At 65.3% G+C, this 26,426-nt stretch carries 23 protein-coding genes; 11 read left to right on the top strand and 12 right to left on the bottom strand.

What is annotated here, in order from left to right:
* Nucleotides 1-85 precede the first annotated feature (85 nt).
* Nucleotides 86-2,233 carry a Tex family protein gene (locus ACH6CV_RS07740; RefSeq protein WP_456357608.1) on the top strand — a complete coding sequence of 716 codons (2,148 nt, stop codon included), beginning with the start codon at nucleotides 86-88 and terminating at the stop codon, nucleotides 2,231-2,233.
* 200 nt (nucleotides 2,234-2,433) lie between these two features.
* On the opposite strand, the gene ACH6CV_RS07735 is transcribed toward ACH6CV_RS07740, so the two are convergent.
* Nucleotides 2,434-2,868, bottom strand: a complete 435-nt coding sequence (locus ACH6CV_RS07735) for an OsmC family protein (protein WP_456357607.1) — start codon at nucleotides 2,866-2,868, stop codon at nucleotides 2,434-2,436.
* A 274-nt stretch (nucleotides 2,869-3,142) separates the two neighbouring features.
* Here ACH6CV_RS07735 and tdh point away from each other — a divergent pair, with 274 nt between their 5' ends.
* The 5 genes from tdh to ACH6CV_RS07710 are packed head-to-tail and all read left to right on the top strand — an operon-like array spanning nucleotide 3,143 to nucleotide 7,737.
* Nucleotides 3,143-4,174 (top strand): L-threonine 3-dehydrogenase, encoded by a 1,032-nt coding sequence (gene tdh, locus ACH6CV_RS07730; RefSeq protein ID WP_456357626.1) that lies wholly within the window; start codon nucleotides 3,143-3,145, stop codon nucleotides 4,172-4,174.
* Nucleotides 4,171-5,352 carry a glycine C-acetyltransferase gene (locus tag ACH6CV_RS07725; RefSeq protein ID WP_456357606.1) on the top strand — a complete coding sequence of 394 codons (1,182 nt, stop codon included), beginning with the start codon at nucleotides 4,171-4,173 and terminating at the stop codon, nucleotides 5,350-5,352. Before tdh ends, ACH6CV_RS07725 begins: the two co-directional genes overlap by 4 nt.
* On the top strand, nucleotides 5,349-6,068 hold the full coding sequence (locus ACH6CV_RS07720) for a pseudouridine synthase (protein ID WP_456357605.1): 720 nt from the start codon (nucleotides 5,349-5,351) through the stop codon (nucleotides 6,066-6,068). The genes ACH6CV_RS07725 and ACH6CV_RS07720 overlap by 4 nt, the downstream gene beginning before the upstream one ends.
* Nucleotides 6,065-6,667 (top strand): class I SAM-dependent methyltransferase, encoded by a 603-nt coding sequence (locus tag ACH6CV_RS07715; protein WP_456357604.1) that lies wholly within the window; start codon nucleotides 6,065-6,067, stop codon nucleotides 6,665-6,667. Before ACH6CV_RS07720 ends, ACH6CV_RS07715 begins: the two co-directional genes overlap by 4 nt.
* The gene (locus tag ACH6CV_RS07710) at nucleotides 6,664-7,737 is read left to right on the top strand and encodes a M24 family metallopeptidase (protein ID WP_456357603.1); all 1,074 of its coding nucleotides are present in this window, start codon (nucleotides 6,664-6,666) and stop codon (nucleotides 7,735-7,737) included. Before ACH6CV_RS07715 ends, ACH6CV_RS07710 begins: the two co-directional genes overlap by 4 nt.
* On the opposite strand, the gene ACH6CV_RS07705 is transcribed toward ACH6CV_RS07710, so the two are convergent.
* Both ACH6CV_RS07705 and ACH6CV_RS07700 read right to left on the bottom strand, forming a co-directional pair.
* Nucleotides 7,727-8,797 carry an NAD/NADP octopine/nopaline dehydrogenase family protein gene (locus tag ACH6CV_RS07705; RefSeq protein ID WP_456357602.1) on the bottom strand — a complete coding sequence of 357 codons (1,071 nt, stop codon included), beginning with the start codon at nucleotides 8,795-8,797 and terminating at the stop codon, nucleotides 7,727-7,729. The genes ACH6CV_RS07710 and ACH6CV_RS07705 overlap by 11 nt on opposite strands.
* Entirely contained in the window at nucleotides 8,794-10,440 is a 1,647-nt protein-coding gene (locus ACH6CV_RS07700; RefSeq protein ID WP_456357601.1) for a cobalamin B12-binding domain-containing protein, read from the bottom strand. Before ACH6CV_RS07700 ends, ACH6CV_RS07705 begins: the two co-directional genes overlap by 4 nt.
* A gap of 269 nt (nucleotides 10,441-10,709) precedes the next feature.
* Between ACH6CV_RS07700 and ACH6CV_RS07695 the strand changes: the two genes are divergently transcribed.
* Nucleotides 10,710-11,687, top strand: coding sequence for a 2-hydroxyacid dehydrogenase (locus ACH6CV_RS07695; RefSeq protein ID WP_456357600.1), 978 nt, complete (start codon nucleotides 10,710-10,712; stop codon nucleotides 11,685-11,687).
* Between the two features lie 69 nt (nucleotides 11,688-11,756).
* Here ACH6CV_RS07695 and ACH6CV_RS07690 read toward each other — a convergent pair whose 3' ends face one another.
* The 6 genes from ACH6CV_RS07690 to ACH6CV_RS07665 form a co-directional block, all read right to left on the bottom strand.
* Entirely contained in the window at nucleotides 11,757-12,233 is a 477-nt protein-coding gene (locus tag ACH6CV_RS07690; protein WP_456357599.1) for an aminoacyl-tRNA deacylase, read from the bottom strand.
* 54 nt (nucleotides 12,234-12,287) lie between these two features.
* A complete protein-coding gene (gene nrdJ, locus ACH6CV_RS07685) occupies nucleotides 12,288-14,540 on the bottom strand; it encodes a ribonucleoside-triphosphate reductase, adenosylcobalamin-dependent (RefSeq protein ID WP_456357598.1) in 2,253 nt (750 codons plus the stop codon).
* 96 nt (nucleotides 14,541-14,636) lie between these two features.
* Nucleotides 14,637-15,722, bottom strand: coding sequence for a GerAB/ArcD/ProY family transporter (locus ACH6CV_RS07680; protein ID WP_456357597.1), 1,086 nt, complete (start codon nucleotides 15,720-15,722; stop codon nucleotides 14,637-14,639).
* Between the two features lie 23 nt (nucleotides 15,723-15,745).
* Nucleotides 15,746-15,970 carry a hypothetical protein gene (locus ACH6CV_RS07675; RefSeq protein ID WP_456357596.1) on the bottom strand — a complete coding sequence of 75 codons (225 nt, stop codon included), beginning with the start codon at nucleotides 15,968-15,970 and terminating at the stop codon, nucleotides 15,746-15,748.
* Nucleotides 15,967-17,124: a Ger(x)C family spore germination protein gene (locus ACH6CV_RS07670; RefSeq protein WP_456357595.1), complete on the bottom strand. Its 1,158-nt coding sequence runs from the start codon at nucleotides 17,122-17,124 to the stop codon at nucleotides 15,967-15,969. The genes ACH6CV_RS07675 and ACH6CV_RS07670 overlap by 4 nt, the downstream gene beginning before the upstream one ends.
* Nucleotides 17,117-18,655, bottom strand: a complete 1,539-nt coding sequence (locus ACH6CV_RS07665; RefSeq protein WP_456357594.1) for a spore germination protein — start codon at nucleotides 18,653-18,655, stop codon at nucleotides 17,117-17,119. Before ACH6CV_RS07665 ends, ACH6CV_RS07670 begins: the two co-directional genes overlap by 8 nt.
* 453 nt (nucleotides 18,656-19,108) lie before the next feature.
* On the opposite strand from ACH6CV_RS07665, the gene ACH6CV_RS07660 reads away from it, so the two are divergent.
* Nucleotides 19,109-19,393 (top strand): hypothetical protein, encoded by a 285-nt coding sequence (locus tag ACH6CV_RS07660; protein ID WP_456357593.1) that lies wholly within the window; start codon nucleotides 19,109-19,111, stop codon nucleotides 19,391-19,393.
* Between the two features lie 189 nt (nucleotides 19,394-19,582).
* Here ACH6CV_RS07660 and ACH6CV_RS07655 read toward each other — a convergent pair whose 3' ends face one another.
* The 3 genes from ACH6CV_RS07655 to ACH6CV_RS07645 form a co-directional block, all read right to left on the bottom strand.
* Nucleotides 19,583-21,082, bottom strand: a complete 1,500-nt coding sequence (locus tag ACH6CV_RS07655; RefSeq protein ID WP_456357592.1) for a DUF4832 domain-containing protein — start codon at nucleotides 21,080-21,082, stop codon at nucleotides 19,583-19,585.
* A 23-nt stretch (nucleotides 21,083-21,105) separates the two neighbouring features.
* Nucleotides 21,106-22,599 (bottom strand): threonine synthase, encoded by a 1,494-nt coding sequence (gene thrC / locus ACH6CV_RS07650; protein ID WP_456357591.1) that lies wholly within the window; start codon nucleotides 22,597-22,599, stop codon nucleotides 21,106-21,108.
* A gap of 188 nt (nucleotides 22,600-22,787) precedes the next feature.
* A complete protein-coding gene (locus tag ACH6CV_RS07645) occupies nucleotides 22,788-23,210 on the bottom strand; it encodes a hypothetical protein (protein ID WP_456357590.1) in 423 nt (140 codons plus the stop codon).
* 158 nt (nucleotides 23,211-23,368) lie between these two features.
* Here ACH6CV_RS07645 and ACH6CV_RS07640 point away from each other — a divergent pair, with 158 nt between their 5' ends.
* The 3 genes from ACH6CV_RS07640 to ACH6CV_RS07630 are packed head-to-tail and all read left to right on the top strand — an operon-like array spanning nucleotide 23,369 to nucleotide 26,329.
* The gene (locus ACH6CV_RS07640; RefSeq protein WP_456357589.1) at nucleotides 23,369-23,929 is read left to right on the top strand and encodes an NUDIX hydrolase; all 561 of its coding nucleotides are present in this window, start codon (nucleotides 23,369-23,371) and stop codon (nucleotides 23,927-23,929) included.
* A 14-nt stretch (nucleotides 23,930-23,943) separates the two neighbouring features.
* A complete protein-coding gene (locus ACH6CV_RS07635) occupies nucleotides 23,944-25,722 on the top strand; it encodes a hypothetical protein (protein ID WP_456357588.1) in 1,779 nt (592 codons plus the stop codon).
* Between the two features lie 19 nt (nucleotides 25,723-25,741).
* A complete protein-coding gene (locus tag ACH6CV_RS07630; protein WP_456357587.1) occupies nucleotides 25,742-26,329 on the top strand; it encodes a GNAT family N-acetyltransferase in 588 nt (195 codons plus the stop codon).
* Nucleotides 26,330-26,426: the final 97 nt, after the last annotated feature.

Raw genomic sequence — 26,426 nt, 5'->3', positions numbered from 1 at the left:
GGCATGAAGCTGATAATTTCCCGTTTAGCGCTGACAATAGGAGCGGTCGACATGCGCCGCAAACAATTGACGAAAGGACGCATCTATGAACATCACGCAATCGCTGGCCCGCGCGTTTTCGATCGGCGAGGCGCAGGTACAAAGGACCGTCGAGCTGATCGACGCGGGCAATACCATCCCGTTCATCGCGCGTTACCGCAAGGAAGCGACCGGGGGCCTGGACGACCAAGTGCTGCGGGAACTGGGCGAACGGCTCGCCTATTTGCGCTCGCTGGACAAGCGCCGGGGCGAGATCGAGGCGGCGCTTACCGGGCAGGGCGTGCTGACCGAGGAACTGACGGCGGACCTTGGGCGCGCGGGAACACTTTCCGAGCTCGAGGACATCTACCGCCCGTTCCGGCCCAAGCGCCGCACGCGCGCCACGATCGCGCGCGAGCGCGGGCTCGAGCCGCTGGCGCTCCGGCTGATGCTGCAGGATCCAAGCGACGGCGCGCCCGAGGCGCTGGCGCAGGGCTTCGTCGATCCCGAGAAAGAAGTGCCCGACGCGCAGAGCGCGCTGGCGGGCGCGCGCGACATCCTGGCCGAGACGATCAGCGACGACGCCGCGTCTCGCGCGCGGCTGCGCAATCTTGCGCGCGCCACGGGCCGGCTGGTCTCGGAAAAGACGGGCGACGAGGACAGCGTGTACCGGCTCTATTACGCGCACGAGGAGCCGCTATCGCGCATGCCCGGCCACCGGGTGCTGGCGGTCAACCGCGGCGAGCGCGAGGGATTTTTGAAGGTATCGGTCGCGGTGGATGAGCGGCGGGCGACGGACGCGCTGATTCGGGCGTTCGTGCGCGCGGACACGCCCGCCGGCGCGCAGGTGAGGCTGGCCTGCGAGGACGCGTGGGCGCGGCTGATCGAGCCGTCGCTCGAGCGCGAGATGCGCGGGGAACTGACCGAGCGCGCGGAGGATGCGGCGATCCGCGTGTTCCGCGACAATCTGCGCCAGTTGCTGATGCAGCCGCCGGTCAAGGGCCGGGTGACGCTGGGCGTCGATCCGGGGTTTAGGACCGGCTGCAAGCTGGCGGTGGTCGATCCGGGCGGCAAGCTGCTCGCGACCGGCGTCGGCCACTTCACGATCCCCGGCCAGACCCGGCTGATCGCGGAGGCCGAGCAACTGGTGCGCGCTCTGATCGAGCGCTACGGCGTGACCGCGGTCGCGATCGGCAACGGCACCGCCTCGCGCGAGGCCGAGGCCTTCATCGCGCGGCTGATAAAGGATACGCCCGGCGTCAGCTACATGATCGTGAGCGAGGCGGGCGCGTCGGTGTATTCGGCGTCGAAGCTGGCGGCCGAGGAGTTCCCGGATTACGACGTGTCGCTGCGCAGCGCGGTGTCGATCGCGCGGCGCATGCAGGATCCGCTGGCTGAGCTGGTCAAGATCGACCCCAAGTCGATCGGCGTGGGCCAGTACCAGCACGATTTGAAGGGCGCGGCGCTGGACGCGGCGCTCAGCGGTGTGGTCGAGGGCTGCGTCAACTCGGTCGGCGTGGAGCTGTCCACCGCGTCGGCGGCGCTGCTCGCGCACGTGGCGGGCATCGGGCCGCATCTTGCGAAGAACATCGTGGCCTACCGCGAGGAGCACGGCATCAAGAGCCGCGCGGAATTGAAGAAGGTACCCAAACTCGGTCCGCGCGCGTTCGAGCAGTGCGCGGGGTTTCTGCGCTTGGCGCTCTCGAAGCAGCCGCTCGACCGGACGGCGGTGCACCCGGAATCCTACGCGGCCGCGGAAGCGCTGCTGAGGCGGCTGGGGCACGGCGTGAAGGAGCTGGGCCGGGATACGCTTTCGGGGCTGGGCGAGCAGGCTCAGGCGGCGGGGTTGGGCGCGCTGGCCGGGGAGATCGGCGTGGGCGAGCCGACGCTTAAGGACATCCTGCGCGAGCTCATGCAGCCGGGGCGCGACCCGCGCGACGATCTGCCGGAGCCGCTGCTGCGCAAGGACGTGCTGGATATAAAGGATTTGAAGCCGGGGATGGAGCTGACGGGCACGGTGCGCAACGTGGCCGATTTCGGCGCGTTCGTGGACATCGGTGTGCACCAGGACGGGCTGGTACACGTATCGCGGCTGGCGAACCGCTTCGTGCGCCACCCCTCGGAGGTGGTCAAGGTGGGCGACGTGGCCCGGGTATGGGTGATCGAGGTGGACGAGAAGAAGGGGCGCATCTCGCTAAGCATGGTCGCGCCGTAACCCGCCGTACGCGTTCGCCGAAGGGATTCTTGAGGGCGAAGCCCGTAAGCCGCTTGGCGGCGAGGGAGGCATGCTCTGCTTGCGCAATGCGAAGAGGCCGCCTTTCGCAGCCTCTTTGATGAAGTTCCGCATCCGGCGGCGGCGGGCTGATTAACCGATCCGACTAACGCTCAGCCGCCTTACAAGCCGCCTCAAAGGAACTACGCGAGGGTGATCGAGACCGGAGTGACGTTGCTCAAGTTGTCGCTCACAGGGCAGCGGTCACTGATGGTCGCCCTCCACTTCTCGAGCGTCTGTTTGTCAACATTCGCTTCAGGCTTAAGCTTGATATGAATCTCCTTGTAGCCGGCGCGTTCGTTGTACGATGTTCCCTGGAACCGCGCGGGGTCAAGGACACCTTCGGCTTCAATGGCGAGCCCTTTCAACTCAAATCCCATCTCGGACGCTACGACATGTCCGACCACGTTCAGACATCCTGAAACGGAAGCCAGTACATACTCGACTGGATTGGGGCCGTTATCAGAACCGCCCAGCCCTTTTGGCTCATCGACGACGATCTTGAACTGCCGCGCGGTTACAAGTGTTCTTGTGGGGGTCTCGGCTATCGCTGATGTGGTAAATTTCACATTGGCCATGGTCACTGCTCCTTTCACCAAATAGAATCGGCTACCTTCTCTGAGGGTGTAATCCGAGATTTGCATCTCACATATAAAATGCCCGGATTTCGCCGGCTTTATCAATCCTCTTCCGACGAAAGACCCATCGGTCATCCAAATCTGCCAATCCCACCAAGACCGATCCTTTCGTTGAAAATCTCCTCTCTCCGCTTTCATGATCGGCCGCGTTGTGTTATAATCGATGCGTCCGAATCAACCCATCTGACATGGAGGGACGGCTATGACAGGCATGATGGACGCGCTCGTCAAGGCGCGCGCGGGCGTGGGGCTCACGCTTTCTCGGGTACCGATTCCGCAGCCGCGGCACAACGAGGTGCAGATCAAGATCCATAAGACCGCGATTTGCGGCACCGATCTGCACATCTACAACTGGGACGCCTGGGGTCGGCAGCACATCGCGCCGCCGCTTACGATCGGGCATGAATACGTGGGCGAGATCGCCGAGCTCGGCGAGGAGGTAGAGGGCCTTAGAGTAGGCCAGCGCGTGAGCGGCGAGGGGCACCTGGTGTGCGGCCATTGCCGCAACTGCCGCGGCGGCAACGCGCAGTGGTGCTCGCACACGCTGGGCGTGGGCGTCGGGCGGGACGGCGCGTTCGCCGAGTACCTGTGCCTGCCCGCCAGCAATGTGGTGCCGCTGAGTGAGGCGCTGCCCGAGGACCTGGTGGCCTTCTTCGACGCCTACGGCAACGCCACCCACACTGCGCTGCAGTTCGACGTGGTGGGCGAGGACGTGCTGGTCACCGGCGCGGGCCCGATCGGCATCATGGCGGGCGCGATCTGCAAGAAGAACGGCGCGCGGCAGGTCATCATCACCGACATCAATGAATATCGGCTGGACCTGGCGCGCAGCATGGGGCTGTTCGGGGTGAACGTGGCCCGGGACGACTTGGCCGCGGTGATGCGCGAGAACCACATGGTCGAGGGCTTCGATGTGGCGCTCGAGATGTCGGGCAGCGATGCGGCGCTTACTCAGATTTTGTCGCACATGCGCAACGGTGGCAAGATCGCGATGCTGGGCCTGTTCAAGAGCGCCGCCGCGATCGACTGGAACGAGGTGGTGCTCAAGGGCCTGACGCTGACCGGCGTGTACGGGCGCAAGATGTACGAGACCTGGTACAAGATGGTCGCGATGGTCGAGGGTGGGCTGGATCTGATGCCGCTTGTGACCCACCGGCTGCCCTACACCGAGTTTGAGAAGGGTTTCGAGGTCATGAACAGCGGCCGGAGCGGCAAGGTCGTGCTGGACTGGAGGAAGGAACAATGAAGCAGGCGCTGACCTATTTTGAAGCGCAGCTCGCGGCCATTCGCGCGGCGGGCACGGCCAAGGACGAGCGGATCATCGTGACGCCTCAGCGCGCGCGGATCGACACCACCGAGGCGCGCGGCGTGCTCAACCTGTGCGCCAACAACTACCTGGGCCTGTCCGACCACCCGGCGCTGATCGAGGCGGCGAAGGCGAGCTACGATCAATGGGGCTTCGGGCTGTCGAGCGTGCGGTTCATCTGCGGCACACAGCAGCTGCACAAGCAGCTGGAGGGGCAATTGGCGCGCTTTTTGAAGATGGACGACGCCATCCTGTATTCGAGCTGCTTCGACGCCAACGGCGGGCTGTTCGAGACGCTGCTGGACCCTACCGACGCGGTGATCTCGGACGAGCTCAACCACGCCTCGATCATCGACGGGATCCGGCTGTGCAAGGCCCGGCGGCTGCGCTACCGCAATAACGACATGCGGGATCTGCGAGCGAAGCTCGAAGAAGCGGGCGACGCGCGCATCAAGCTGATCGCGACCGACGGCGTGTTTTCGATGGACGGGTTCATCGCGAACCTCGCGGCGATCTGCGACCTGGCGGACGAGTTCGGCGCGCTGGTCATGGTGGACGACAGCCACGCGGTCGGGTTCATGGGCGAGCATGGGCGCGGCACGCCCGAGTACGCGGGCGTAATCGGTCGGGTGGACATCCTGACCGGCACCTTCGGCAAGGCGCTGGGCGGCGCGTCGGGCGGCTACACCGCGGCGCGCCAGCAGATCGTCGACCTGCTGCGTCAGCGCTCGCGTCCCTATCTGTTCTCCAATACGGTCGCGCCCGCGATCTGCGCCGCGACGGCCAGGGTACTCGACATGCTCGAAGAAAGCACGGCGCTCAGGGATCGGCTGGAGGACAACACGCGCCACTTCCGCGAGGCGCTCGCGCGGCTGGGCTTCACCGTGCCCGAGGGCACGCACCCGATCGTGCCGATCATGCTGGGCGACGCGCGCGTAGCCCACGAGATGGCGGCGCGTATGCTTGCCAAGGGCGTCTATGTGGTCAGCTTCAGCTACCCGGTCGTGCCCGAGGGTAAGGCGCGCATCCGCACCCAGGTCAGCGCCGCTCATACGCGCGAGGACCTCGATTTTGCCGTCCGGTGCTTCGCCGAGGTCAAGGCGGAGATGGGTATTTGACGCGGCTGGACAAGTACCTGGGCGCGGCGGGGTTTAGCCGGAGCGAGGCGCGCTCGGCGATTGCGCGCGGGCGGGCCGCGATCGACGGGCGGGTGGAGGCGGATGCCGCAGCCAAGGTGCCGGAGGGCGCGCGCGTTGCGCTGGACGGCGTGGTCATCGGGCAGCCGGGGCATGTGCATCTGATGATGAACAAGCCCCCGGGCGTGATAACCGCCGGTTCCGACGCGCGCCACCGCACGGTGTTTGATTTGCTGGACGCGCGCGAGCGCCATCTTCCGGGGCTGTGCGCCGTGGGGCGGCTCGACCGGGATACGACGGGGCTTTTGCTGTTTACCACCGACGGCCAACTGGCGCATCGGCTGATCTCGCCGCGCTTTACCGTCGAGAAGGTGTATTTGGCGCGCGTAGACGGCGCGCTCGACGAGGCGCATGTGCGCGCCATGGCCGAGGGCATAAAACTCAAGGATTTCACCGCGCAGCCGGCGCGGCTGCGCATCATCGAATCCGACCTCGGCGAACTGACGGTGACCGAGGGCAAGTACCACCAGGTCAAGCGCATGTTCGCGGCGCTCGGGCGCGAGGTGATCGCGCTTAACCGCGCAAGCCTGGGCGGGGTTGCGCTCGACGCAGCGCTCGCGCCCGGCGCGGTTCGGGCGCTGACGGGCGGGGAAGCGGCGCTGCTGTACGCCATTACGCGGCTGGAGGAACCATCGTGAACGATCACTATTTCACCCCCAACCCGTCCGCGCGCAGCGACGAGCGGCTGCATAGTTACCAGGCGCTGGGGCGGACGTTTGACGCCTACACCGACGCGGGCGTCTTCTCGAAGCAGGGGCTCGACGAGGGCAGCGCGCTGCTGCTCGAGTCGCTGCCGAAATTCACCGGCCGGGTGCTCGACCTCGGCTGCGGCTGGGGCGCGATGGGCATGGCGCTGGCCGCGGCCAATCCGCTCGCGCGCTTCATCCTGTCGGATGTCAACGAGCGCGCGGTGGCGCTGTGCCGGAAAAACCTGCTGGCGAACGGCATCGCAAACGCCGAGGCCGTGGTGAGCGACGGCCTTGAGCGGGTCGAGGGCGCGTTCGACGCCATCGTCACCAACCCGCCGATCCGCGCGGGCAAGCATCTGATCTACCGGCTGTTCGAAGAGGCGTACGGCCGCCTGAATCCGGGCGGCGCGCTGTACATCGTCATCCGCAAGCAGCAGGGCGCGCCCTCGGCGGGGAAATTTTTGGAGCGGCTGTCGGGCGATGTACAGCGGATCGCCCGCGGCAAGGGTTACTGGGTGCTCAGATGCGGAAAGGGAGAGGCACAATGAAGCAAAACCGGCTGGAGCGCGTGCTGCGGGGCATGGAGCGGATGGGGCTCGATCAACTGCTCGTCACGGCGACCGATTCGGTCTACTACCTGACGGGGCTGTGGGTAAACCCCGGCGAGCGGCTGTTCGCGCTCAAGGTCGACCGGAGCGGCGCGTGCGCGCTGTACGTCAACCGCATGTTCGCGCTGGGGGCGCAGCAGGGGCTTGCGCTCGTCGAATTTGACGACCGCGACGACGCGCTCCGGCTGCTGGCGGGCGACCTCGCGCCCGGTTGCGTGGGCGTCGACAAGCTGTGGCCCAGCCACTTCGCGATCCGGCTGATGGAGCTGCAAAGCGATGTGCGGCTGGCCGTCGGCTCGAAGCCGGTCGACGAGGCGCGCATGCTCAAGGACGAAGAGGAGCTTGCGCGGCTGCGCGCCGCCTCGCGCGCAAACGATCAGGCCGTGGCGGCGGTGGCGCGTTCGCTCGCCTCGGGCGACAGCGAGCTTTCCGTGGGCCGGCGCTTCGCCGACGAGGGCGTGCGGCTGGGCGCGCAGGGCGTAAGCTTTACGCCGCTCGTGTGCTTCGGCGCAAACTGCGCCGAGCCGCACCACAGCTCGGACGGCACGCGGCTCAACAGGGGCGACGCGGTCATCCTCGACCTCGGGATCGACGTGGACCACGCCATGAGCGACATGACGCGCACGGTGTTTTTCGGCACACCCACCGACGAGCAGCGCCGGGTGTACGAGCTGGTCCGGCGCGCGAACGCGGCCGCGAAGGCGGCGGTCAAGCCGGGCGTTCCGCTCAAGGACATCGACCGGGCCGCGCGCGCGGTGATCGAGGACGCCGGTTACGGCCCCGCGTTTTTGCACCGCACCGGGCACGGCGTCGGCTTGGCGGTGCACGAGCCGCCCGACGTCAGCGCCTCGAGCGAATACGTCGCCCAGCCGGGCATGGTGTTCTCGATCGAGCCCGGCATCTACCTGCCCGGCAAATTCGGCGTGCGCATCGAGGACCTGGTCGCGGTCACCGAGGACGGGTGCGAGGTGCTGAACGAGTTGAGCCGCGATTTAATGGTCATCGAGTGACGCCCCGCACGTCGGAAAGCAATTTGCCGATGTCGAGCAGCCGCTCGTTTCGGCCTTGCGCGTAGAAGTCGTAGTTGTAGACGCAGCTCGCCCACTGGATCACCGAATCGATGATCGGCGCCTTTACACCCAGCGCCTTGCCGACGCAGCTGACCGGCACGCAGCCGGTCAGGATGTCCTCGTAGATGTAGCGCGTGTCGATGTCGGTCGGGGCCAGCACGTCGCGGTAGGCCGCGGTCGATTGGATGCAGCTGTACAGGTCGTCTCCCTTCGAGCCGTAATGCAGTTTCAGCCAATCCATCGCGCCGAGCACCCGCGCGCCCGCGGCGCGCGCCACCTGCACCCGCTCGGCGTCCAACCGCGTGAGGATGTTGGCGACCAGCGGCGATATGCCCTCGGTGTAGAAGTGAAAGCCCTCCTTGGCCTCCACGCGCGTGATGTTCATCAGGATCGGCAGCGGGTGGAACACCATGCCGACGTTGGAAAACCCCGTGTCGAACACGCTTTGCGCCGCGATCACCTCGGGGAACAGCGCCTTTATGCGCGCGGTCGCCTCGGCCGTGCGCGACGGATCGTGCGCGGCCAGCTGCACGCGGCGCTTCTCGGCGTACAGGATAGGCCGGCCCGGCACGACGCAGCGGCAGGTGAACAGGAAGGTCTCCAGCTCGCACAGCGTGATGTCGGCCGCGCAGCCGCACTCGCGCAGCACCTTGTCGAACACGTAGGTGCCCAGCGTACGGCCCGGATTGAGCGACACGATCTGCCCGTCCGCGAGGTGCGGCGCCATCGCGCGTGCCACGATCGGATGGTACTGCGCGGGCGTGGTCACCAGCACCAGCGCGGCGTCTTTCACCACCGCGCCCATGTCGCAGCTAATCAGGTCGAGCTCGGCCTCGCCGCGCACCGCGCCCGTCAGCGCGAACCGCGCGGATGGGAACATGTCCACGCGCTCCTGCTCGCGGGCGTACAGCGACACCCGATAGCCCTTGAGCGCCAGGTAGGCCGCCATCGTCTGCCCGCCGTTGCCGGTGCTGATTACCGCCACCTTTGTGTCGGTCATACGGCCCCCTTTCGCGCCGCGAGCCGCTCAAGCCGCTCGGCTTCGTTCATGGGCCGGCCGGCGTCCGCGTCCCAGGCCACGCACCTACCGTCCGCGATGCGCGTCTTGAGCGTACCGCGGAACCGGTCGTTCTTGAGGATGTGCGGTGCGTCCAGGATGCCGCGCCGGATGGCGTCCTCAATCACCGCCGGGTCTGCGAGCGGGTCCGGGCTGGTCGCGCGGTAAGTCGATTCGATGAAGTCAAGCAGTACGCGCGCCTCACTTATGAGTTCCTGCTTGCGCGCCTGCACCTTCGGATCGCTCCCCATGTCGGCCGCGCCGTCCAGCACCGAGCGGATCACCCCGCGCGTTATCTTGCAGCTCTCGATCACCACATCGCTCGTGGCCGCGTGCTCGGCCTCCGAATAGCCGACCACGTGGATGATGTGGGGCTTTACGGTCATTTGCAGCATCGTGGACGCCGCCAGCTGCCCCTTCGCCGCGTCCAGGTCGCTGCGCAGAAACGGCAGCCCCGCGCGCGTCTGGCGGTACAGCCGGAACGTGGGACTCGCCAGCGACTCGGCCAGCTCGATCTGCGCCAGCACCTTCGCCAGGTCCATCGAGAACCTAAGCGCGCCCGGGATGTTGAACATATACTGCGCCACGTAGTCGGTGAGGCCGCACGCCCTGGCGTTGTAGGCCGATAGGTAGGCCATCGCGACCGAGATCACGTCGTGCGCGTCGCGCAACCCCCAGTGATGCGGTTCGTTGAGCTCGACCGGCACGCCCCGTTTGTCGTGCAGCCGGATCAGCGCGTGCGCGTCCGACACCGTCTCGGCGACCGTGCGCTCGCCCCGCCCGTCCAGTTCGTTAAACCAGCACAGCGGCGTCGCGCACCAGGCGTTGTCGATCGTCTCGAGCAGCATCTCGCCAAAGCGCAGCACGTCCGCCGTGCCGCAGTAGCAGCGCATCAGCGGGCAATTGCCCCGCTCGGACGCGCGCTTGAGCCGCCGGAACGCCTCGGCATTGTGGACCGGCACCCCACCCGCGCCGTCCATCTTGGGGTCGCGCCGCTCGGGGTGGAAGAAGTGCTGCTGTGTGTTCTGGTCGATACCGAGCGAGATGACGTCGAGCACGTGCGCCTCGGCGATCGCGGCGATGCCCCGCTCGGTATCGGCCGGGGAGGGCAGCCCGAAGTGGTGCCGCAGCAGCGGGTAGGGCGATTTCTGCCCGATGCGCGCGATCAGCCCTTGGGCCGGGCGTTCGACGCCCTGCGCGCGCGCCTCGCCGCGCAAAAACGCGATCGCGTCGTCCACATCCTCGCTGCCGTCGTAGACGGTGTCGAAGAAGCCCAGCGCCCGCACCGCCTCGGCGACCGGGCGCGTGCCCCCGAACAGCCAGTGCGGCCGGAACGTAAGCGACTGCGCGCCCCGCATCAGCCGCTCGATGAGCGGGATCACATTGGCGGCCGTCAGCCGGTAGCCGAGCGCCACCACGTCGGGCCGCGCTTCCGCCACCGCTTCGAGCACTTTTTCCACCGGCACCGCCGGCCCGAGGAACAGGGTCTCCCAGCCCTGCCGCTCGGCCAAATCCAGAAAATGCTGTACCCCCGCGACGTGCACGCAGTTGCCCATCGACGCGCCGATGATGCGCCTTACGCCCATGAATGCCTCCTTCCAGCCGGACGCCGGCGCGCTCGTGCGGCGTCCCCCCCCAACAAAAATAGGCTCCGTGTCTTTGCGCGGAGTCGTCATCTGTAAAACGCAGATAAATTCATTATAGGGCGCGTGCCCCACGCTGTCAAGCGCGCTCTTAACAATGGACGGCGATCCCTTTACACAACAAATCCCGGCTGCCGACGGCGGAAATTTATCAATTTTGGCGCATCGGGGCAAACTGCTCCCGCGCGGCATCGCCGCGCGGGAGGTTTTCGATGATTAAGGTGGGGGTTTTTGACGCCAAGCCCTACGACGTGGCTTCGCTCGACCGGGTGCGCGGGACGCAGATCGATTTTCGCTACCACGAATACCGGCTGGGCCGCGACACTGCGCCGCTGGCCCGCGGGCTGGACGCCGTATGCGCGTTCGTCAACGACGACCTGGGCGCGCCGGTGCTCAAGACGCTGGCCGAGCTGGGCGTCAGGCTGGTGGCGCTTCGCTGCGCCGGGTTCAACAACGTCGACCTGGCCGCCGCCCGGGGCAGGATCTCGGTGGCGCGCGTGCCTGGCTACTCGCCTTACGCGGTGGCCGAGCACGCGCTGGCGCTGCTGATGACGCTCAACCGCCGGGTGCACCGCGCCTACAACCGTACGCGCGAGCACAACTTCAGCCTCCACGGCCTGACCGGGTTTGACCTCAACGGCAAGACCTGCGGCGTGCTGGGCGCCGGCCGGATCGGGCAGGTGTTCGCCGCGATCGCCCGGGGGCTGAACATGAACGTGCTGGTCTGCGACCCGCGCCCGGATGAGGCGCTGGGGCTTCACTACGTGCCGCTCGACGAGCTGCTGGCCCTAAGCGATGTGCTGTCGCTGCACTGCCCGCTGACCGCGGACACCCGCCGCATCATCGGGCGCGAAGCGCTCAAAAAGATGAAGCCGGGCGCGCTGCTCATCAACACCTCGCGCGGCGCGCTCATCGACAGCCGCGCGCTGCTCGAGGCGCTGCGCAAGGGGCGGCTGGGCGGCGCGGCGCTCGACGTATACGAGGAAGAAGAGGGCTACTTTTTCGAGGATTTTTCGGGTGAGGTGCTGACCGACGCAGTGCTGTCGCTGCTGCTCACCCTGCCCAATGTGCTGATTACCTCGCACCAGGCATTCCTGACCGAGGAGGCACTCGGGCAGATCGCCGAGACGACGCGGGACAATCTGCTCGATTTCTTCGCCGGCCGGGCGATGGAGAACGCGCTGACCTGAGGGGACGCGGTACGGGGCAGGGCTTCTCTCTCCAAGCACCGGCCAACGGGCCGCCCGGACGTCCTTCGCCTACACGAGCGGCGCGAAGGCCGCGTTCAGGTAGTGCGCGAGGGCGTTGGGGTTCACTTCGAGCGACACGCCCTTCTGCCCGCCGCTGATGCGGATGCGCTCGAAATCGGCGGCCGACCGGTCGATGAAGGTCGGGTAGCGCTTCTTCATGCCCACCGGCGAGACCCCGCCGCGCTCGTAGCCGGTGAGCGCGTTCAGTTCCTTGACCAAGGTCAGCGACACCGCCTTGTCGCCGAGCGCCTGCGCCGCCAGTTTCAAATCGAGCGCGCCCGAGATCGGCACCACGAACACCGCCACACCCCTGCGCTCTCCGCGCGCGCACAGCGTCTTGAAGCTCGCGCGCTCGTCCGCGCCCAGCGCGCGGCACACCGCCTCGCCCGAGAATTCCTCCCCGCCCAAGTCGTAGTAGAGCGGCGTGAATGGGATTTTGGCCTGCGCGAGCAGGCGCATGGCGTTGGTGACTTGCGGCTTGGACATGGGGATACCTCCGGTCGTTTATATGGGCACGATTTTACACGGCGGGGAAGCGCCCTACCGCACCGGGCACGCCCCGTTGACGCAGTCGTCGTCCTCGGCGTCCGACGGGATGCTGACGCTCTCGTACTTGGTCAGCACCGCGGGATCGAACGGGCTGTATGCCTTGCTGAGCGCTTCGTAGTGTTCCCGAGTGATCTCCTCGTACGGCGCGAGCTGATAGGTGCCGCCGTCGTAGGCCAGGAACGCCACGCCCACGAAGTCGTCCCACACCTCGGCGATCGCGCGCTCGATGGGCGGCCATTCGTCCGGCTTGACCGTGATCGTGTTGCTCGAGTTGTGCTGGGTGTAGTGGCGCTGGAACTGGATGTAGCGCGCAAGCTGCGAAAGCGCCGGCACGTCGCCCTTGGTCACCCGCGAGCGCGACTTAACCGGGAAGTCCAGCACCAGCGTGCGCGCGTTCTCGATCCCGCCCACGGTGCCCACCTCGGGCTGCAGCTTCCAGTTAAACTCGAGCGCCGCCTTGGCCAGCGCGTCGTCGGAGGAGACGCGGATGCGCCGGATGAAGTAGGGCGCGTGCGCGTTGTGCAGCCCCGCCGACACCCCGCCCGCGACCAGCGATAGCGTACCCTCCGGCTTGATCGTGGTGACCAGGAGCGGGGAGGGAATGCGCAGTTCGTGCGCGTACTGCGCCGCCGCCTCGCGCGCGACGCTTGACAGCGATTCGAGCGCCGCGTCCTGCCCGGCCTCGTCCATGCCGGCAAACGCGTCCTGCACGCCGGTCAGGCTGCAGCCGGTCAGCCGGTCGCGCTTGTGCTTTTCGTTCCATTCGTTAAGCTCCAGATCGATCAGCGTCATGCGCAGCCCTGCGCGCGCCGACAGCGCCTGCGCGCGCCGCGCGGCTTCCAGATCGAAGCCGTCTTCCGTACGGAAGGCGCACAGGTTGACCGTGGTCAGGTTGCACTGCTGCTTGGAGTCGAGCAGGATCTCGCCGCAGGGGTTCACGCCCTCGGCATTGTCGCGCCGCCGGCGCGCGGCCTCGAGGTTGATGAAGCCGGGCTCGCCGTCGAGCTCGATCATCAGGAAGATCAGGTGCAGCATGTCGGGCGAGGGCTTTGAGGTCAGCGCCATCGAGTTGTTGGACAGCCGCCTATGTCCGATGCCCGGCCGGCCGGGGTTGAACGGCGCGCCGCCGCCCACTTGCGGGTCGACGTGCCGCTCCGACAGCGCCCCGAACCAGGCCGGCGGCTCGATGCCCATCTTTTCAAGCTGCCGCTTGACCTTTTCGTGCTGCGCAAAGTGGCGCTCCGACCAGAAGCCGTTGACGCCGTACTTGGCGAACAGGCACTCCATGTCATCGGGGTCGAACAGGAAGATTTCCGCCGTGCGCCGCACGCCGCCCGCCACCACGTTGTTGCCGATCAGGTTGCCGATGTCGAGGATGTGGATGGGCCGCACGCGTCCGTAGCCGCGCGCGTCGTGCTCAATCGGCGCAAGGCTTGCGTCGATCTGATTTTTCAGCACCGCGTCGATGCCGGCGAACATCTCCTTGAGCGGCTCGGGGCCCGACGCCGTGCCGCCGAAAGTTTTTAACCGCTCGCCCTTGGGGCGCACGGAATTGAACGACACCTTGATCGTGTGCACGTGCTCGTAGCGCGGGTCGGTCAACAGCAAAAGGTACTGCCCCAACGCGTCGCGCCAGCCCTCCTTGCTGTCGCCTACGTAGATCTTGGCGAACCCGTTTTCGAGGTGGCGCACGTCGGTGTGCTCGAGCCGGTAGTCGACCGGCACCGGGTTGTAAGGAGACAGAATCAGCCGGGTATTGACGCGGATCGGAGAGAGGCGCTTCGCCATCTCGGGTGTGCACTTGAAGCCCACGCCGCTGCCCAGCATCAGGAGATAGAACAGCTCGCACAGGTCGTCCCACTTTTCGATGTTGGTGAAGCTGCAGTTGAAGTTGGCCATCGGGTAGTCGCGCGCTACCTGCGTGCCGCCCACCCATAGCGTGCGGCCCGACGGGAACTGGCGCAGGTTGAAAACATTGTCAAACAGCGAGCGCGCCTCCTCCGTAAGCCGGGCGCGGGGGATGGGCAGGCCAAGTTTCGCCCTGTGAATCTCGTCCAGGCCCACGTTGTACTCGACGGCGCGCGCGACCGTCTCCTTCCACGTCTCCCGCCGCCCGCGTTCCGGCAGGAAACGGGCGTAGGTGCGGTAGAAGGTAAACAGGCCCAGTTGCGTCATGTGGGCGGGATGATCGGGGTATCGTTTCAGGAAGTCGTTGCTGAGCAGCTTCACGGGCGCATCCTCCATTCGTACTTCGCATGCCAACCGTCGAAAAACGGCACATATAGTATGCGCCGATTCTCATGTGCACAATATATATTATATAAACCGGCGGACCATCCGTCAAGCAGTCTTTGTGCGCCTCGCGCCGATTTCGGACGCAATCCACAAAATCGCCGGCAGCAGCAACTGGAACAGCGAGGCGTACAGCGGGTAGTATTTGATGAACGCAAACATCTCCATGGTGTTTTTGTAAAGGATGAAGGCCAGCGCCATCGCCAGCAAGGCCGTGGGAAGCGCCACTTGGCGGTAGTCCCCGGTCCCAAACAGCTTTGATATGCCCTTGCTGGCGGCGATCAGGCACACGGTGATCTTGACGATGCCGGCCAGGATGAAGTTGACGGAGATCGAGCCCTCGATCCGCGACAGAAAGTCGCCCAGATTGATGATGCGCGCCGCCACATAGGAGGGAAAGTATTCGATCGCTATCATCGACGCGCCCAACACAAACAGGTTGCGCAAGATGATGATGTGCAGCACAATGCTGCTGAGCAGCATGCCGGACAAGTAGATGTTCCTGGGTTCGTCGCCCTTGCGCAGGCAGTCGGCGAAGCTCATGAACAGCACCGTCTCGCAAAACGGGAACGCAAAGATGCCGAACGCGTCTTGTGCGATCTCGACGAATGAGTGTTCGAATACGGGCAGGATGTTGTCAAAGCGCATCACGTTGAGCGACAGCAGCACGGTCAGCAACACGATGCCCAGCACCACCTGCACCATCACCACCGACCACTTGCCCAGCGCCTTGCAGCCGTAGCGGGCCAGGAAGCATACCGTGATCACCAAAATGACCAGCACCGGCAGCTGCGGTGTGTCGAGCAGGCTGGAGATCTTGATGAACTCCGAAAAGTTGCGCATGACCAACGCGCACAGGTGCAGCGCATACCACGCCATCAGCATGGTGACGATCTTGCCGGCGACCTTGCCCAACCGCGCCTCGATGGCGTCAAAGAGGTCTTGACCGGGATTGAGCTTCAGAATCCGGGCGTACATCAGAACCGCCGGGATCATGAGCAGGGTGGCGAGCAGCAGCGAGAGCCAGTTATCCTGCCCCACCGTGGTGCTCACGCCCATCACGACGCTGCTGCCGAAATTGAATAAAACGATCACCGAGATGGCCTGGCGGCTGGTCAGGGGTTGTTCAAGCAAGGGACATGCTCCTTTCCGCGGGGTCACGAGGCGCCAAAGAGCGATTGCACGGCCTTTACCGCTTGCACAATGGGCTTGGCGGGGGACGGCAGGGTCACGCCCAGCTCGCTTAGCATGAGCGCCGCGAAGCTTATGACCAGCAGCGACAGGTACAGCACCTTCATCCCCGGCGCGCAGGTCTTGCGGATGGACCCAAAATCGATGAACAGCACGCACAGATACAGCACGATCAGAATGGCGATCGTCATGAGCGGAGGGCCTCCTCGGATTTGATGAAGGCGCTGTTCTTGATGTTGACGCGGCAGGACACCTCGACACTCACCGTAGGAAAGATCGATGCCCAGTTGGATTCCAGCTGTTTCCACAGGCGCACGTCGCGCTGGTATACGCGGCGCCCGAGGCCCAGAATGTCGCTCTTGAACTCGGACTGGGCCTTGCGCACCAGGCGCTCAATGGCGTCGTTCAGCTGCCGGCCGGCCTCGCGCTCTACCGACTCAATCTGCGCGGCATCCATGACGTCGATCTCGGACTGAACCTCGGCCAAATAGACATCGGTTTCGACTTCGATGCGGAAGGCGGGCTGCCGGTCCCGAACCGAAAAAGAGGTTTTGGCTCGGTTTCCCGCGATTTCGAGCGCGATGTCGGGCGCGCCCGAGCCGTGCCAGTCGAGCGGCAGCACACCGCCCTTGCACTGATCGGTGGCGATCAGGAAGGCCTTGCTCTCCTCGGGCGTCAGCAACCCGACCAGCTTGTCGCCGGCAAAGGCGGCGATGCCGTTGGATTCAAACGTGGGCTCGCCGTCGTTATCCACGATATGGAACACCGGCAGGGTCAGCGATATACCCGGGCATTTCAGCGTATCGTAGATGCGGTACAGCTCGATGTAGGCGGTGGACGAGGTCAGGCTGTGATCTTCACCGACGATTCGGTCCATTTCAATCGATGTGATGCGCTGGTCGATGCCGGGTATCGACAGTATCTCCTGGGCGCTGACGCCTTGGGCGAGGACAATGTTGAGGGTCTCGCGGCTTTCGCCTTCGCGCATGAGCCAGTCCACCAAAGGCGCGACGCCCACGGTGCGCGCCACATCCTCGCTGATCACCACCATCTGAATGTTGCCGATGTAGAGCCGGTTGAGCAGCCGTCGCTTGGCGTTTCGGGCGGCATCGAACAGCGTCTTGCCCGTGGACACCACCACCTTCGAGCTCGGCGCGCTGCTCTTGGGCGGCTTGGTCAAGTCCAGGATCTCCGACGACAGCCGGTAGTCGCCGGTGGCCGCGTCGCGATCCACACCCATGCCCACGACCAGCGCCAGCTCGCTCAGGCTGCGATAGCTCCAGCAACCGCTGAGCAGCAGCGCGGGCACGAGGCAAAGCGCCGCAATGCTCAAGACTCTACGCATGGCCGCCTCCCCCCGGCTTCATTCGGGTGCGGTTGTCTGTCAGGGCCTTCGGGCGAAGGATCATGGTCCACCAGGGTGCGCGAATCGCGATGTCCTTGGTCTGCTGAAGCCGCGTGCCGCCGTCGAGGGAAATGAGCGGAACGCCGAACGAGTCGAGCGCGATCAGGTGAACCAGGATCAGCGACAGACTGATGGTCAACCCGAAGAAGCCGAACATCGACGACATCAGCAGCACGAACAGGCGCAGGTAGATGACCGGCGCATTGAGCTTGGGCACCAGCAGGTTGGTGATGCCGGTGACCGCCACCACGATAATCATGGGCGCGGCCACCAGCTTGGCCTCCACAGCGGCCTGGCCGATGACCAGCGCGCCCACGATGCTCAGCGCCTGGCCGATGTTGGTGGGCATGCGCACCCCGGTTTCCCGCAGAATGTCAAACACGATCAGCATCACAAACGACTCGACCGCCGCCGGCAACGGCACGCTCTGCCGCTCGGCGGCGACGTTGATGAGCAGCGGCGTGGGCAGCATCTCGTGCTGGAATGCCACGATGGCGATGTAGAGGCCGGGCACGGTGATCGTCATGAGAAAGCCCAGCATGCGCAGTATGCGCGAGAACGAGCCGTAGTAAAAGCTCATGTAGTAGTCCTCGCTGCTCTGAAAGTTCTCGACGAACAGGTAGGGCAGCGTCAGCGCCATGGGCGTGCCGTCGAGCACGATCGCCACCCGCCCCTCGAGCAGGCGGCCGATGACCGTGTCCGGGCGCTCGGTATAGCCGATCGTCCGGAACAGCGAAAAGCGGTGCTCGCGGATCAGCTCGGCCAGGTAGTTGGTGTCCAGCACGCCGTCGATGTCGATTGCCTCGAGGCGCTTGAGCAGGTCGTCCAGCACGCGCCGGGTGACCACGCTGTCAAAATAGCAGATGACGGCGGAGGTACGCGTCTTCTTGCCAAAGCTCATCTGACGGATCTTGAGGTCGTTGGTGCGGGCCCGGCGGCGCAGCATCGACACGTTTTGCATCATTGATTCGGTAAAGCCTTCGCGCGGGCCGAGCAGGCTCTTTTCGCTGTCGGGCTCGTCGATCGAGCGCAACGCGAAGCTCTTGGTGTTCAGGATGGCGGCTTCGGCGCAACCGTCGGCGAACAGCACGGTGTCGCCGTAGGTCACCGCGCCCACGATCTTCTTGAAGTCACCCGTCAGCTCGGCCTCGCTGATCTGCACCACCTCGGCCGTCAGCCGCTTCATCAGGTCCTTGTCCCTGATCTGCGCGGGCGCGCTCATCAGCGGCTGGAGGATGTGCTCGTTGATGATGGTCGCGTCGACCATGCCGTCGGAGAAAACGATGGCGTACGCCCGGTCGCCGTCCTTGGCGACGAACCTGTAGCGCATGATGTCCACGTTTTCGAACAGTCGCTTCATCAGATCCACGTTGTCATCCACCGCGTCCGAGACGGGCAAGGCGGTCAGACCCTGATTGAATGCCTCGACCGCTTCTGAGAAGTCGGGTTCTTTTTTCGCCCTTTTAAACATGTTGCACCGCCCTCTTGGCTGGCATACCGAATCCCAGTATTGCATGTTCCGGCGGAAATTATTCGGCGGACCGGATCAGGTTTATTTCACTCAATACGGCTCAAAATTCCGCGATTTAACACTCAAAACTACTTCGGGAGTATTGACACCGCCACAAGACCGCGGTAGTATGCAGCCGTGAGCCACACGACTGTGGCAGTTAGCTGGAGGTATCTCCTGTGAAGCGGTTTGATTCTGAGCTGAAAGTCATTGAAGCGGCTCAAGCGGATGCTCAATGCGCTGGAATGCGGTGACGAATGCGGGCCGACCGAAGCGCTTTTCGCGCAACGGAACACGCTATGCCCAAAAACGGCGGCGCAGCCCCTTCGTTCCTTTCGATAACCCGAAACCCTTGACCGCCGAAAGGCGGCAAACAAGGGGTGCGTTTTGCTGAGAAGGAAAAGAGAGGAATGAATGATGAAGATTCTGCTATGGCCTAAAGCAACGGCCGGAAGGTGGGCGGCTGGTTTAACGCTGACTTTTATCGTATGCATGGCCTTAAAATTTGCGGATCCAGCGGTTCCGATCAGATTCCCTTTGCCAACTCCATTCATCGCGGGTTTGGGCGTAATCGGCTTTGTAATGGGGGTCATATCGGCAATAAAGAACAAGGACAGGGCTTTATTGACATGGTTGTCCATCCTGATCGGACTGCTGGTTATTATTTGGGTGGCGGCGGAAATAGCATTCCCTCACTAGGTAACCGCCGATCAAATCCCACGCGCGGAGACGGATGCTTTTCCGCCCCGGTGCGCCTGCAAAAACACTTGAATTAGCGCTGCTAGTCCCGCGGTTTTTGCAGGCACACCGGAACGAAAAATCACCTCGCCATCGCACGCGTACTTTAATCAGCGCTTACCTAGGTAAGCGCTGATTTATTCAGGCGCCTCATGGCGGCGTCACTTCGATCTCGCCCAGCAACGTGCGCAGCCCGATGCGCTTCGCGTTCATCGCAAGTTCCACCGCGGGCTCGCCGCTCGTCGGGTCGAGTATGGCGATCGCGAGATCGTACCGCCCGGCGGGCAGCGCGCGGGGGAGGTCGATCGTCGCCGCGGCGCGCGTGACGCCGGGCGCGAGCTTGCGCACGTCGAGCTCGGTCTCCTGAGCGTAGACCTTTTGCCCCGCGTCAAACAGTGAAAGCTCCACCGGCCAGGGTTGGCTGAACGCCTGCGCGCCGTCGTTGTGTACGTCGAGATCCACCTTGAGCCGGTAGCCGGCGCGCACCGCGCGGGGCCAGGCGGCCTCGCGCACCCACAGCCGGTAGCCCATGGCCGACAGCGCCACCGCCATGTTATTGCGCATGGCCTCTGTGAGGCCGGTCGCTTTGACGCCGCCGACGTAGGTGGTGTGGCTCTCGCTCAGTGCGCGCAGCAGCGCGCCCATGCCGCGCCCGAACAGCACCTGCTGGTCGATCGAGCGGGGGATGTGCGCGCCCGACGGCGCGGTGCGCCGCTGCGCGCCCACGCCGCGCAGCTGGGCGCCCACGGCCTCGTCGTAGCCGCCGTATTCCAGCGTGTCCAGCCAGTCCCAGGTGGCGCCTTCGTCGCCCAGGCGGTCGTTGTACAGCCCGATGCCGGTCAGCCGCACCGGCTGGTAGGGCGCGCTGGCCAGCAGAGGCGTGCGCTCAAACGCGCCCGTATAGGCCCCGACCCAGGTCTTGAGGTCGGTGCTGGGCGGCATGTCCCAGTCGCTGTCCACGTGTTGCGTGGTCCAGCCGCCGTTGTGGCCGAGGCTGCCCAGCTCCACGAACGCCACGCCCTGATGGCCGTCGTAGCGCGCGCCCAGCGCCCGGATCGCGGCATTGTGCCTCTCGATCAGCAGCCAGTCGGCGTAGTTGGGCGAGAAGCCGCGCCCGAGCGCGTTCTCGTAGTATTGGCCCGCATTCTCGCCCATGGCTTCGTAGAGCCAGTCGGGGATGTCCCGGTGCCGCTCGGGCCCCGGCGCGTCCATCACGAACCGCAGCACCACCCGCTTGCCCGCGCGCCACCAGCGTTCAAGCCGGTTGCGGCGCTCGAAGCCCTCGAAGTCGAAGACGCCCTCCTCGCGTTCCAGCTCCTTCCAGGTCAGCCGCGCGTACACCAGCGAATGGTCGATTTCCACCTGGTCGGGATCGGTGGCGGCGTCCACCGCCCAGCCCATCAGCGGGTTCACCCGCGTGAGCGCCGCCGGACGGAAGCGATGCACCGCGCGCCCCGGGTCCTTGCCCCAGGCCGCGAGCGCGATCATAATCAGCAGGACGGGAATGAAGAACAGGTAGCGTTTTTTATTTACGCCAAAGTCGCGCATCCGGCCGCGGTGCTCGCGGCGCGGCCGTCGCGCGCGCGTCGCGCGCATCCGCCGGCTGAGGGCGCTCAGCTTTATCTTGTTGATGATCGACGAGCCGCCCATGCGCTATCCCCTCTTGGCCTGATTCATCGGTCCACCAGCGGCTGGAGCGCCTGCCACAGTCCGTCCGCCGCGCAGACATCCCGGTGCAAGACCGGCTTTGACTTCAGCGCAGCGATGGCCTCGGGCACCTGCTGAGCGGTGATCTCCGCCAGGCGCTCGCAGCAGGCGAAGTCGTCCGTGCCCGAAACAGGGCCGGTCAGCGCCTCGAGCACCGTGCGCCCGAACTTGTAGGGGCTGGCGGTGGACACCACGAGCATCGGCCGCCCGGCCCCCTCGCGCGCGCGAAAGGCGCGCGCCGTGCGCATAGCCACCGCGGTGTGGGGGTCGAGCAGGTAGCCCTCGCGCGCCCAGGTTTCCCGAATCTCCCCGGCGACCGCGTCCTGCCCGGCCCAGAGAGCGGACATGGTCGCCTGAAGCCGTGTAAACGGCTCGCCAACGAGCCGGTAGCGGCCCTCGGCCGCAAGCCGCGCCATCCAGGCGCGCACCTGCGCGTCGTCCCGGCCCGACAGCTCGAACAGCAGCCGCTCGAGGTTGGACGAGATCAGGATGTCCATCGAGGGCGAGCTGGTCAGGTGGAACGGCCGGTTTCGGTCGTACACGCCGGTCTCGATGAAGTCAAAGAGCACGTTGTTCTCGTTGGACGCGCAGAGCAGCCGCCCGATCGGCAGGCCCATGTCGCGCGCGTATTCGGCGGCCAGGATGTTGCCAAAATTGCCGGTCGGCACGCAGACGTCGATCGCCTCGCCCATCGCGATCGCGCCCGAAGATACCATGTCCACATAGGCCGAGCAATAGTATGCGATTTGGGGCGCGAGCCTGCCCAGGTTGATCGAGTTGGCGCTCGACAGCACCACGCCGCGCGCGTTCAGCGCCTCGGAGCACTTGGGATCGGCGAAGATCCGCTTGACGCCGGTCTGCGCGTCGTCGAAGTTGCCGCGCACGGCGACCACGCGCACGTTGCCGCCCGCCTGGGTCACCATTTGCAGAAGCTGCGCCTCGGATACCCCGTTTTCGGGGTAGAACACGCAGATTTTTACGCCGGGCACATCGGCGAAACCCTCGAGCGCGGCCTTGCCGGTATCGCCCGAGGTGGCGACCAGGATGCAAATCTCGCGCCTCTCGCCGGTTTGCCGCGCCGACGCGGCCAGCAGATGCGGCATCAGCTGCAGCGCCATGTCCTTGAACGCCAGCGTCGGGCCATGCCACAGCTCGAGCATATACAATCCATTCTCGAGCGCTACGACCGGGGCGACCGCCGCGCTGTCAAAGCGCGCGTAAGCCGCCCGGCACATGGTTTCGAGCGCCTCTTCCGGGAAACCGGTCAGCCACGGCGCGAGCACCCGCGCCGCGCGAGATGGATAATCGAGCCCGATCAACGCCTCGAGCGCCCCCGGCGCGAACGTCGGAATGCGCTCCGGCACGAACAGCCCGCCCCCCGGCGCGAGCCCCGACACGATGGCCTGAGCGGGGGTAAATCTAACCGATGCGTCGCGGGTGGAAAGGTATTTTATTGACATATGCGCACATGCTCCTTGCCTTTAAGGGAAGGGATTTGGGGGATTCCCAATTCCCCTCCAAGGAGGGATGCCCGCAGTCGGGGTGGCGAACCCTTTGGCCGCACCCGTGAGGCCTCGCCGGGTTCTGCAACCGGGTCACCGCCTCGCCCCTTGGGCACCCCTCCAAGGAGGGGAATTGGGCTGCGCGGTTATACCGCGTACCGGGTGATGAATTCGGGCAGCGTCTCCGGGTCGCCGCTGACGCTCAGCACCAGATCGGCCTTGTGCTGGTTGCTTAAGCCTTCCAGCCGCTTGAACAACGCTTCCATTTCGCGCCAGTCGGTGTTGTTGATGAGCTTGGCAAACGCATCGACGTAGACGCGCGTAATATCAAAATTAACCGCCAGCATGCCGCCCAGCAGCCCGTAGAACCAGTCGGCCGAGCGATGCTCGCCCAATGCGAACTCGCCCGCGTTCACAAACCGGATTTCATGGCGGAGGTCATACATGTAACGCGCATCATCGTCGACAAACACGATGACGCCGTGCTCGGTCTTGAGCGCCTCGTTGGCCAGGTCGATGAGGCGCTTGGTCTTTCCGCTGCCCTTCTTGCCCAGAACCACCTGTATCATGGCGATGAACCCCCCTTGTCATTGAGTCTGCCCTCATTATACATCATTTCGATGGGGTTGACAATTCAAAAAACATGCGCGCTATAGCAGGATTGCGGCGGCCGCGCGGCGAATTATATAGAGTTTAAACAGAATTGGCGGGGAAGGCGGCGCGAGGCATGGACGATCGGGCACTGACGGAGCAGATCATCTCAAAAGAAGTCCTCTTTGACGGCAAGGTGGTGCACCTCGAGCGGTGGCAGGTGCGCCTGCCCAACTTGAAGACGGCCACCCGCGAGGCCATCGCGCATGTGGGCGCGGCGGCGGTGGTGGCCGCGGACGACGCGGGCCGCATCGCGATGGTCCGGCAGCACCGGGTGGTCGTGGGCGAGGTGATGCTCGAGGTCCCGGCCGGCAAGCTGAACTTCAAGGGCGAGGACACGCTCGTGGCCGCGCAGCGCGAGCTGCGCGAGGAGACCGGCCTGACAGCCGAGCACTGGACGCGCCTGGCCCATGTCGTCACCACGCCCGGCTTCTGCGACGAGCGCATCGCGCTGTACCTGGCGACCACGCTCACGCAGGGCGAGCTGTGCCCCGACGAAGACGAGTTCCTGAACGTGCGGCTCTACCCGGCTGCGGAGCTCTACGGCATGGTCTATCGCGGCGAGATCGCCGACATGAAGAGCGTGGCCGCGCTGCTGCTCGCCAAACCCATACTTGAAGAGATGAAACTGATCTGAGCGGAGGGTACATCGTGGCATATCTGAAAACGCTATCGGAGAATTGGACGCTGAAGGGCGGCGTGTTCGACCCCTTTCCCATCGAGGGCGCGCTCGAGGTGCGCCGCGCATTGATCCGGCAGGGGCTGCTGCAGCCCCGCCCGGTCGGCCTGGACGCGCTGGCGGAGGCGTGGATCTACCGCTGCCGCTGGGTCTACGAGACGGCGTTCGACTGGTCGGACGAGGACGAGCGCTGCCAGCTCGAATGCGAATACATGGCGGGCGCGGGCAAGGCGGTCCTGAACGGGCGGGCATATCCGTTTGAGGCGGGGAAGCTGCTGATCGACTGCTCGGAGGCCGCGATCCCCGGCGAGAACCGGCTGTCGATCTCGTTCGAGCCGGCGTCTCCCGGTCAGCGTCGCATTGGCCCGCTGGGCGCGGTCAAGCTGCGCGCCGGCGTCGGCATGACGCTCGAGGGCTTCGAGCTGACCGCAAAGGACGAGGCGATTATCTCCGTCGTGCGGCTGCGCGCGCATGCCGCCGGACGCTACCAGTTCCGGTACGTGGTGGCGCTGGCCGACGAGGCCGTCGGCAACTTCGAGTTCGCGCAATCGCTCAGGCCGGGCGCGGCCGAGGTCAGCCATGCGCTGAGCGTCCCCGGCCCGACCGCCTACGACCCTCAAAAGGCGGACGACACGCTGTACACCGTGCGGCTGTCGATCGAGCGCATGGGCGTCGGCTGTCAGCTGGCGTTCGGGCAGGCGGCCTTTGACCCGCCGGGCCCGACGCGCATCGTGCGCGTACCTGCCGACATCACCCGCGAAGAGATCGAGGCGCGCCTGCCGCTGCTTCGGCAGTTGGGCGTGGACGGCCTGGCGGCGTCGGACGGCCGGGCGCTGCCCTACGCGCCGTCGCTCGGGTTCTGCGCCTATGCCGGGGACGGGGAGGCGCGCGAGGTGGACGCGTCCGCCCCGCTCGAGGGCGAGGACATGCACCTGCTCTCGGGCGGTGAAAAATACTGGCCGCCGGGTGGCCCGGTATGGCGGCTGACGGACAGCCGCTGGCCCGATGAATGGGACTTTGAGGCGCTGTTCGGTACGAACGCGCTGGGCGACATGGCGCGCGCGGCGCGCCTGGCCCGCTTTTTGCAGGCCGAGAAAGTGCGCCGCCAGGCGTATGCGGCGCGCATCGCGGACAAGCCCGCTTTGATCGACTGGCCGTTTGAAATGGAACCGAAATTTGCGGGCAACGCGCTCGTCGAGTTCAGCGGCGAGGCGCGTCCGGCCTACGACGCGCTGCAGGAGGCGTGGGCGCCGATCGCCGTGTGCATTGCGCTGCCCGACGACATGCAGTGTGTACGGCCGGGCGTACAGCTGAACATCGGCGCGATGCTGCTGGGCTCGCGCGGCCTGCGCAAGGAGACGCTGAAGGTCGAGATCGCCTGTCGCGACGGACGCGGCGCGCTTCTGGGCGCGATCACATTGCCCGCGATGCTGGGCGCTTCTCCGCGCGCGGGCTCGCTGGCGGTCACGATGCCCAAGGAGGAAGGCGTGGCCGTGGTGCGCGTCGTTGCGTCGCGCGAAGGCGAGGTCGTGGCACAGTCCGACTGGACGCTGTCGGTCTGCGCGGCGCTCGCTCCGCTCGCGCCGCTCATGACGCTCAAGGCCGCGCAGCTTACGCAGAAGCACGGACGGCTGGTCAACGAGGGCGACGAAGTGGCGCTGGGCGTATGTTCGCTCGGCTACCGGGCGCTGCTGCCGGGCGAGGAGATGCGCGCGGGCGACACCTACGAATGCTTAAACGGTCTACTGTAGGCGTGTGGGGGGTTTTTGCTTGAGGATCGGCGGCGACGAAATCTTTGACCGGCTGACCGCGATCGCGACCGAACGTGTGACCATCCGCCGGATGACCATGCGCGACGTAGGAGACATCTTTGAATACTCAAAGGACCCCGAGGTGGCGCGCCATGTGCTGTGGGACGCCCACCGCACGATCGGCGAGACGCGCTCCTACGTCCGCTACACGCTGCGCAAGTACCGGATGGGCGAGCCGGCGAGCCTCGCCATCTGTTTGAACGCAACCGGCAAGGTGATCGGCACGATCGGCTTCATGTGGTACCAGAGCGACCACGCCTCCGCCGAGGTGGGCTACTCGCTCTCGCGCGACTACTGGAACTGCGGACTGATGACCGAGGCGCTTGGCGCGCTCATCCAGTTTGCGTTCACCGAGCTCATGCTGCACCGCATCGAGGCGCAGCACGAACTGCAAAACCCGGCCTCGGGCGCGGTCATGCGCAAGGTGGGCATGCAGCGCGAGGGCACGCTCCGGGGAAGGCTGTTCAACAAGGGCAAATATGTGGACGTCGAGCTGTATGCCATACTTCGCGAGGATTTCTTTGCGAATTCTTCAAAAACAAAATAGCCATTGGCCGCGTCCAAGAAAAGGTAGGCTTTTTCGGGCGCGAATTAACACGCGCCCATCTGGAAAAAGCTAGCTCTTGCTATATAATGTTAATTGG

Origin of the sequence: Anaerozeibacter quisquiliarum, assembly GCF_051162045.1 — a bacterium.
Taxonomy (GTDB): Bacteria; Bacillota; Clostridia; order Christensenellales; family Aristaeellaceae; genus Anaerozeibacter; species Anaerozeibacter quisquiliarum.
Note: the sequence above shows the minus strand (reverse complement) of the source record. Positions and strands in the feature narration are given on the sequence as shown.

What these genes read in the sequence shown, in the direction of transcription:
- ACH6CV_RS07700 (WP_456357601.1), bottom strand. Translation starts at nt 10,440, where the DNA reads ATGGGCGTAAGGCGCATCATCGGCGCGTCGATGGGCAACTGCGTGCAC.
- thrC (WP_456357591.1), bottom strand. Translation starts at nt 22,599, where the DNA reads ATGTCAATAAAATACCTTTCCACCCGCGACGCATCGGTTAGATTTACC.
- ACH6CV_RS07735 (WP_456357607.1), bottom strand. Translation starts at nt 2,868, where the DNA reads ATGGCCAATGTGAAATTTACCACATCAGCGATAGCCGAGACCCCCACA.
- ACH6CV_RS07710 (WP_456357603.1), top strand. Translation starts at nt 6,664, where the DNA reads ATGAAGCAAAACCGGCTGGAGCGCGTGCTGCGGGGCATGGAGCGGATG.
- ACH6CV_RS07740 (WP_456357608.1), top strand. Translation starts at nt 86, where the DNA reads ATGAACATCACGCAATCGCTGGCCCGCGCGTTTTCGATCGGCGAGGCG.
- nrdJ (WP_456357598.1), bottom strand. Translation starts at nt 14,540, where the DNA reads ATGGAGGATGCGCCCGTGAAGCTGCTCAGCAACGACTTCCTGAAACGA.
- tdh (WP_456357626.1), top strand. Translation starts at nt 3,143, where the DNA reads ATGGACGCGCTCGTCAAGGCGCGCGCGGGCGTGGGGCTCACGCTTTCT.
- ACH6CV_RS07670 (WP_456357595.1), bottom strand. Translation starts at nt 17,124, where the DNA reads ATGCGTAGAGTCTTGAGCATTGCGGCGCTTTGCCTCGTGCCCGCGCTG.
- ACH6CV_RS07705 (WP_456357602.1), bottom strand. Translation starts at nt 8,797, where the DNA reads ATGACCGACACAAAGGTGGCGGTAATCAGCACCGGCAACGGCGGGCAG.
- ACH6CV_RS07655 (WP_456357592.1), bottom strand. Translation starts at nt 21,082, where the DNA reads ATGGGCGGCTCGTCGATCATCAACAAGATAAAGCTGAGCGCCCTCAGC.
- ACH6CV_RS07645 (WP_456357590.1), bottom strand. Translation starts at nt 23,210, where the DNA reads ATGATACAGGTGGTTCTGGGCAAGAAGGGCAGCGGAAAGACCAAGCGC.
- ACH6CV_RS07695 (WP_456357600.1), top strand. Translation starts at nt 10,710, where the DNA reads ATGATTAAGGTGGGGGTTTTTGACGCCAAGCCCTACGACGTGGCTTCG.
- ACH6CV_RS07640 (WP_456357589.1), top strand. Translation starts at nt 23,369, where the DNA reads ATGGACGATCGGGCACTGACGGAGCAGATCATCTCAAAAGAAGTCCTC.
- ACH6CV_RS07725 (WP_456357606.1), top strand. Translation starts at nt 4,171, where the DNA reads ATGAAGCAGGCGCTGACCTATTTTGAAGCGCAGCTCGCGGCCATTCGC.
- ACH6CV_RS07675 (WP_456357596.1), bottom strand. Translation starts at nt 15,970, where the DNA reads ATGACGATCGCCATTCTGATCGTGCTGTATCTGTGCGTGCTGTTCATC.
- ACH6CV_RS07660 (WP_456357593.1), top strand. Translation starts at nt 19,109, where the DNA reads ATGATGAAGATTCTGCTATGGCCTAAAGCAACGGCCGGAAGGTGGGCG.
- ACH6CV_RS07690 (WP_456357599.1), bottom strand. Translation starts at nt 12,233, where the DNA reads ATGTCCAAGCCGCAAGTCACCAACGCCATGCGCCTGCTCGCGCAGGCC.
- ACH6CV_RS07665 (WP_456357594.1), bottom strand. Translation starts at nt 18,655, where the DNA reads ATGTTTAAAAGGGCGAAAAAAGAACCCGACTTCTCAGAAGCGGTCGAG.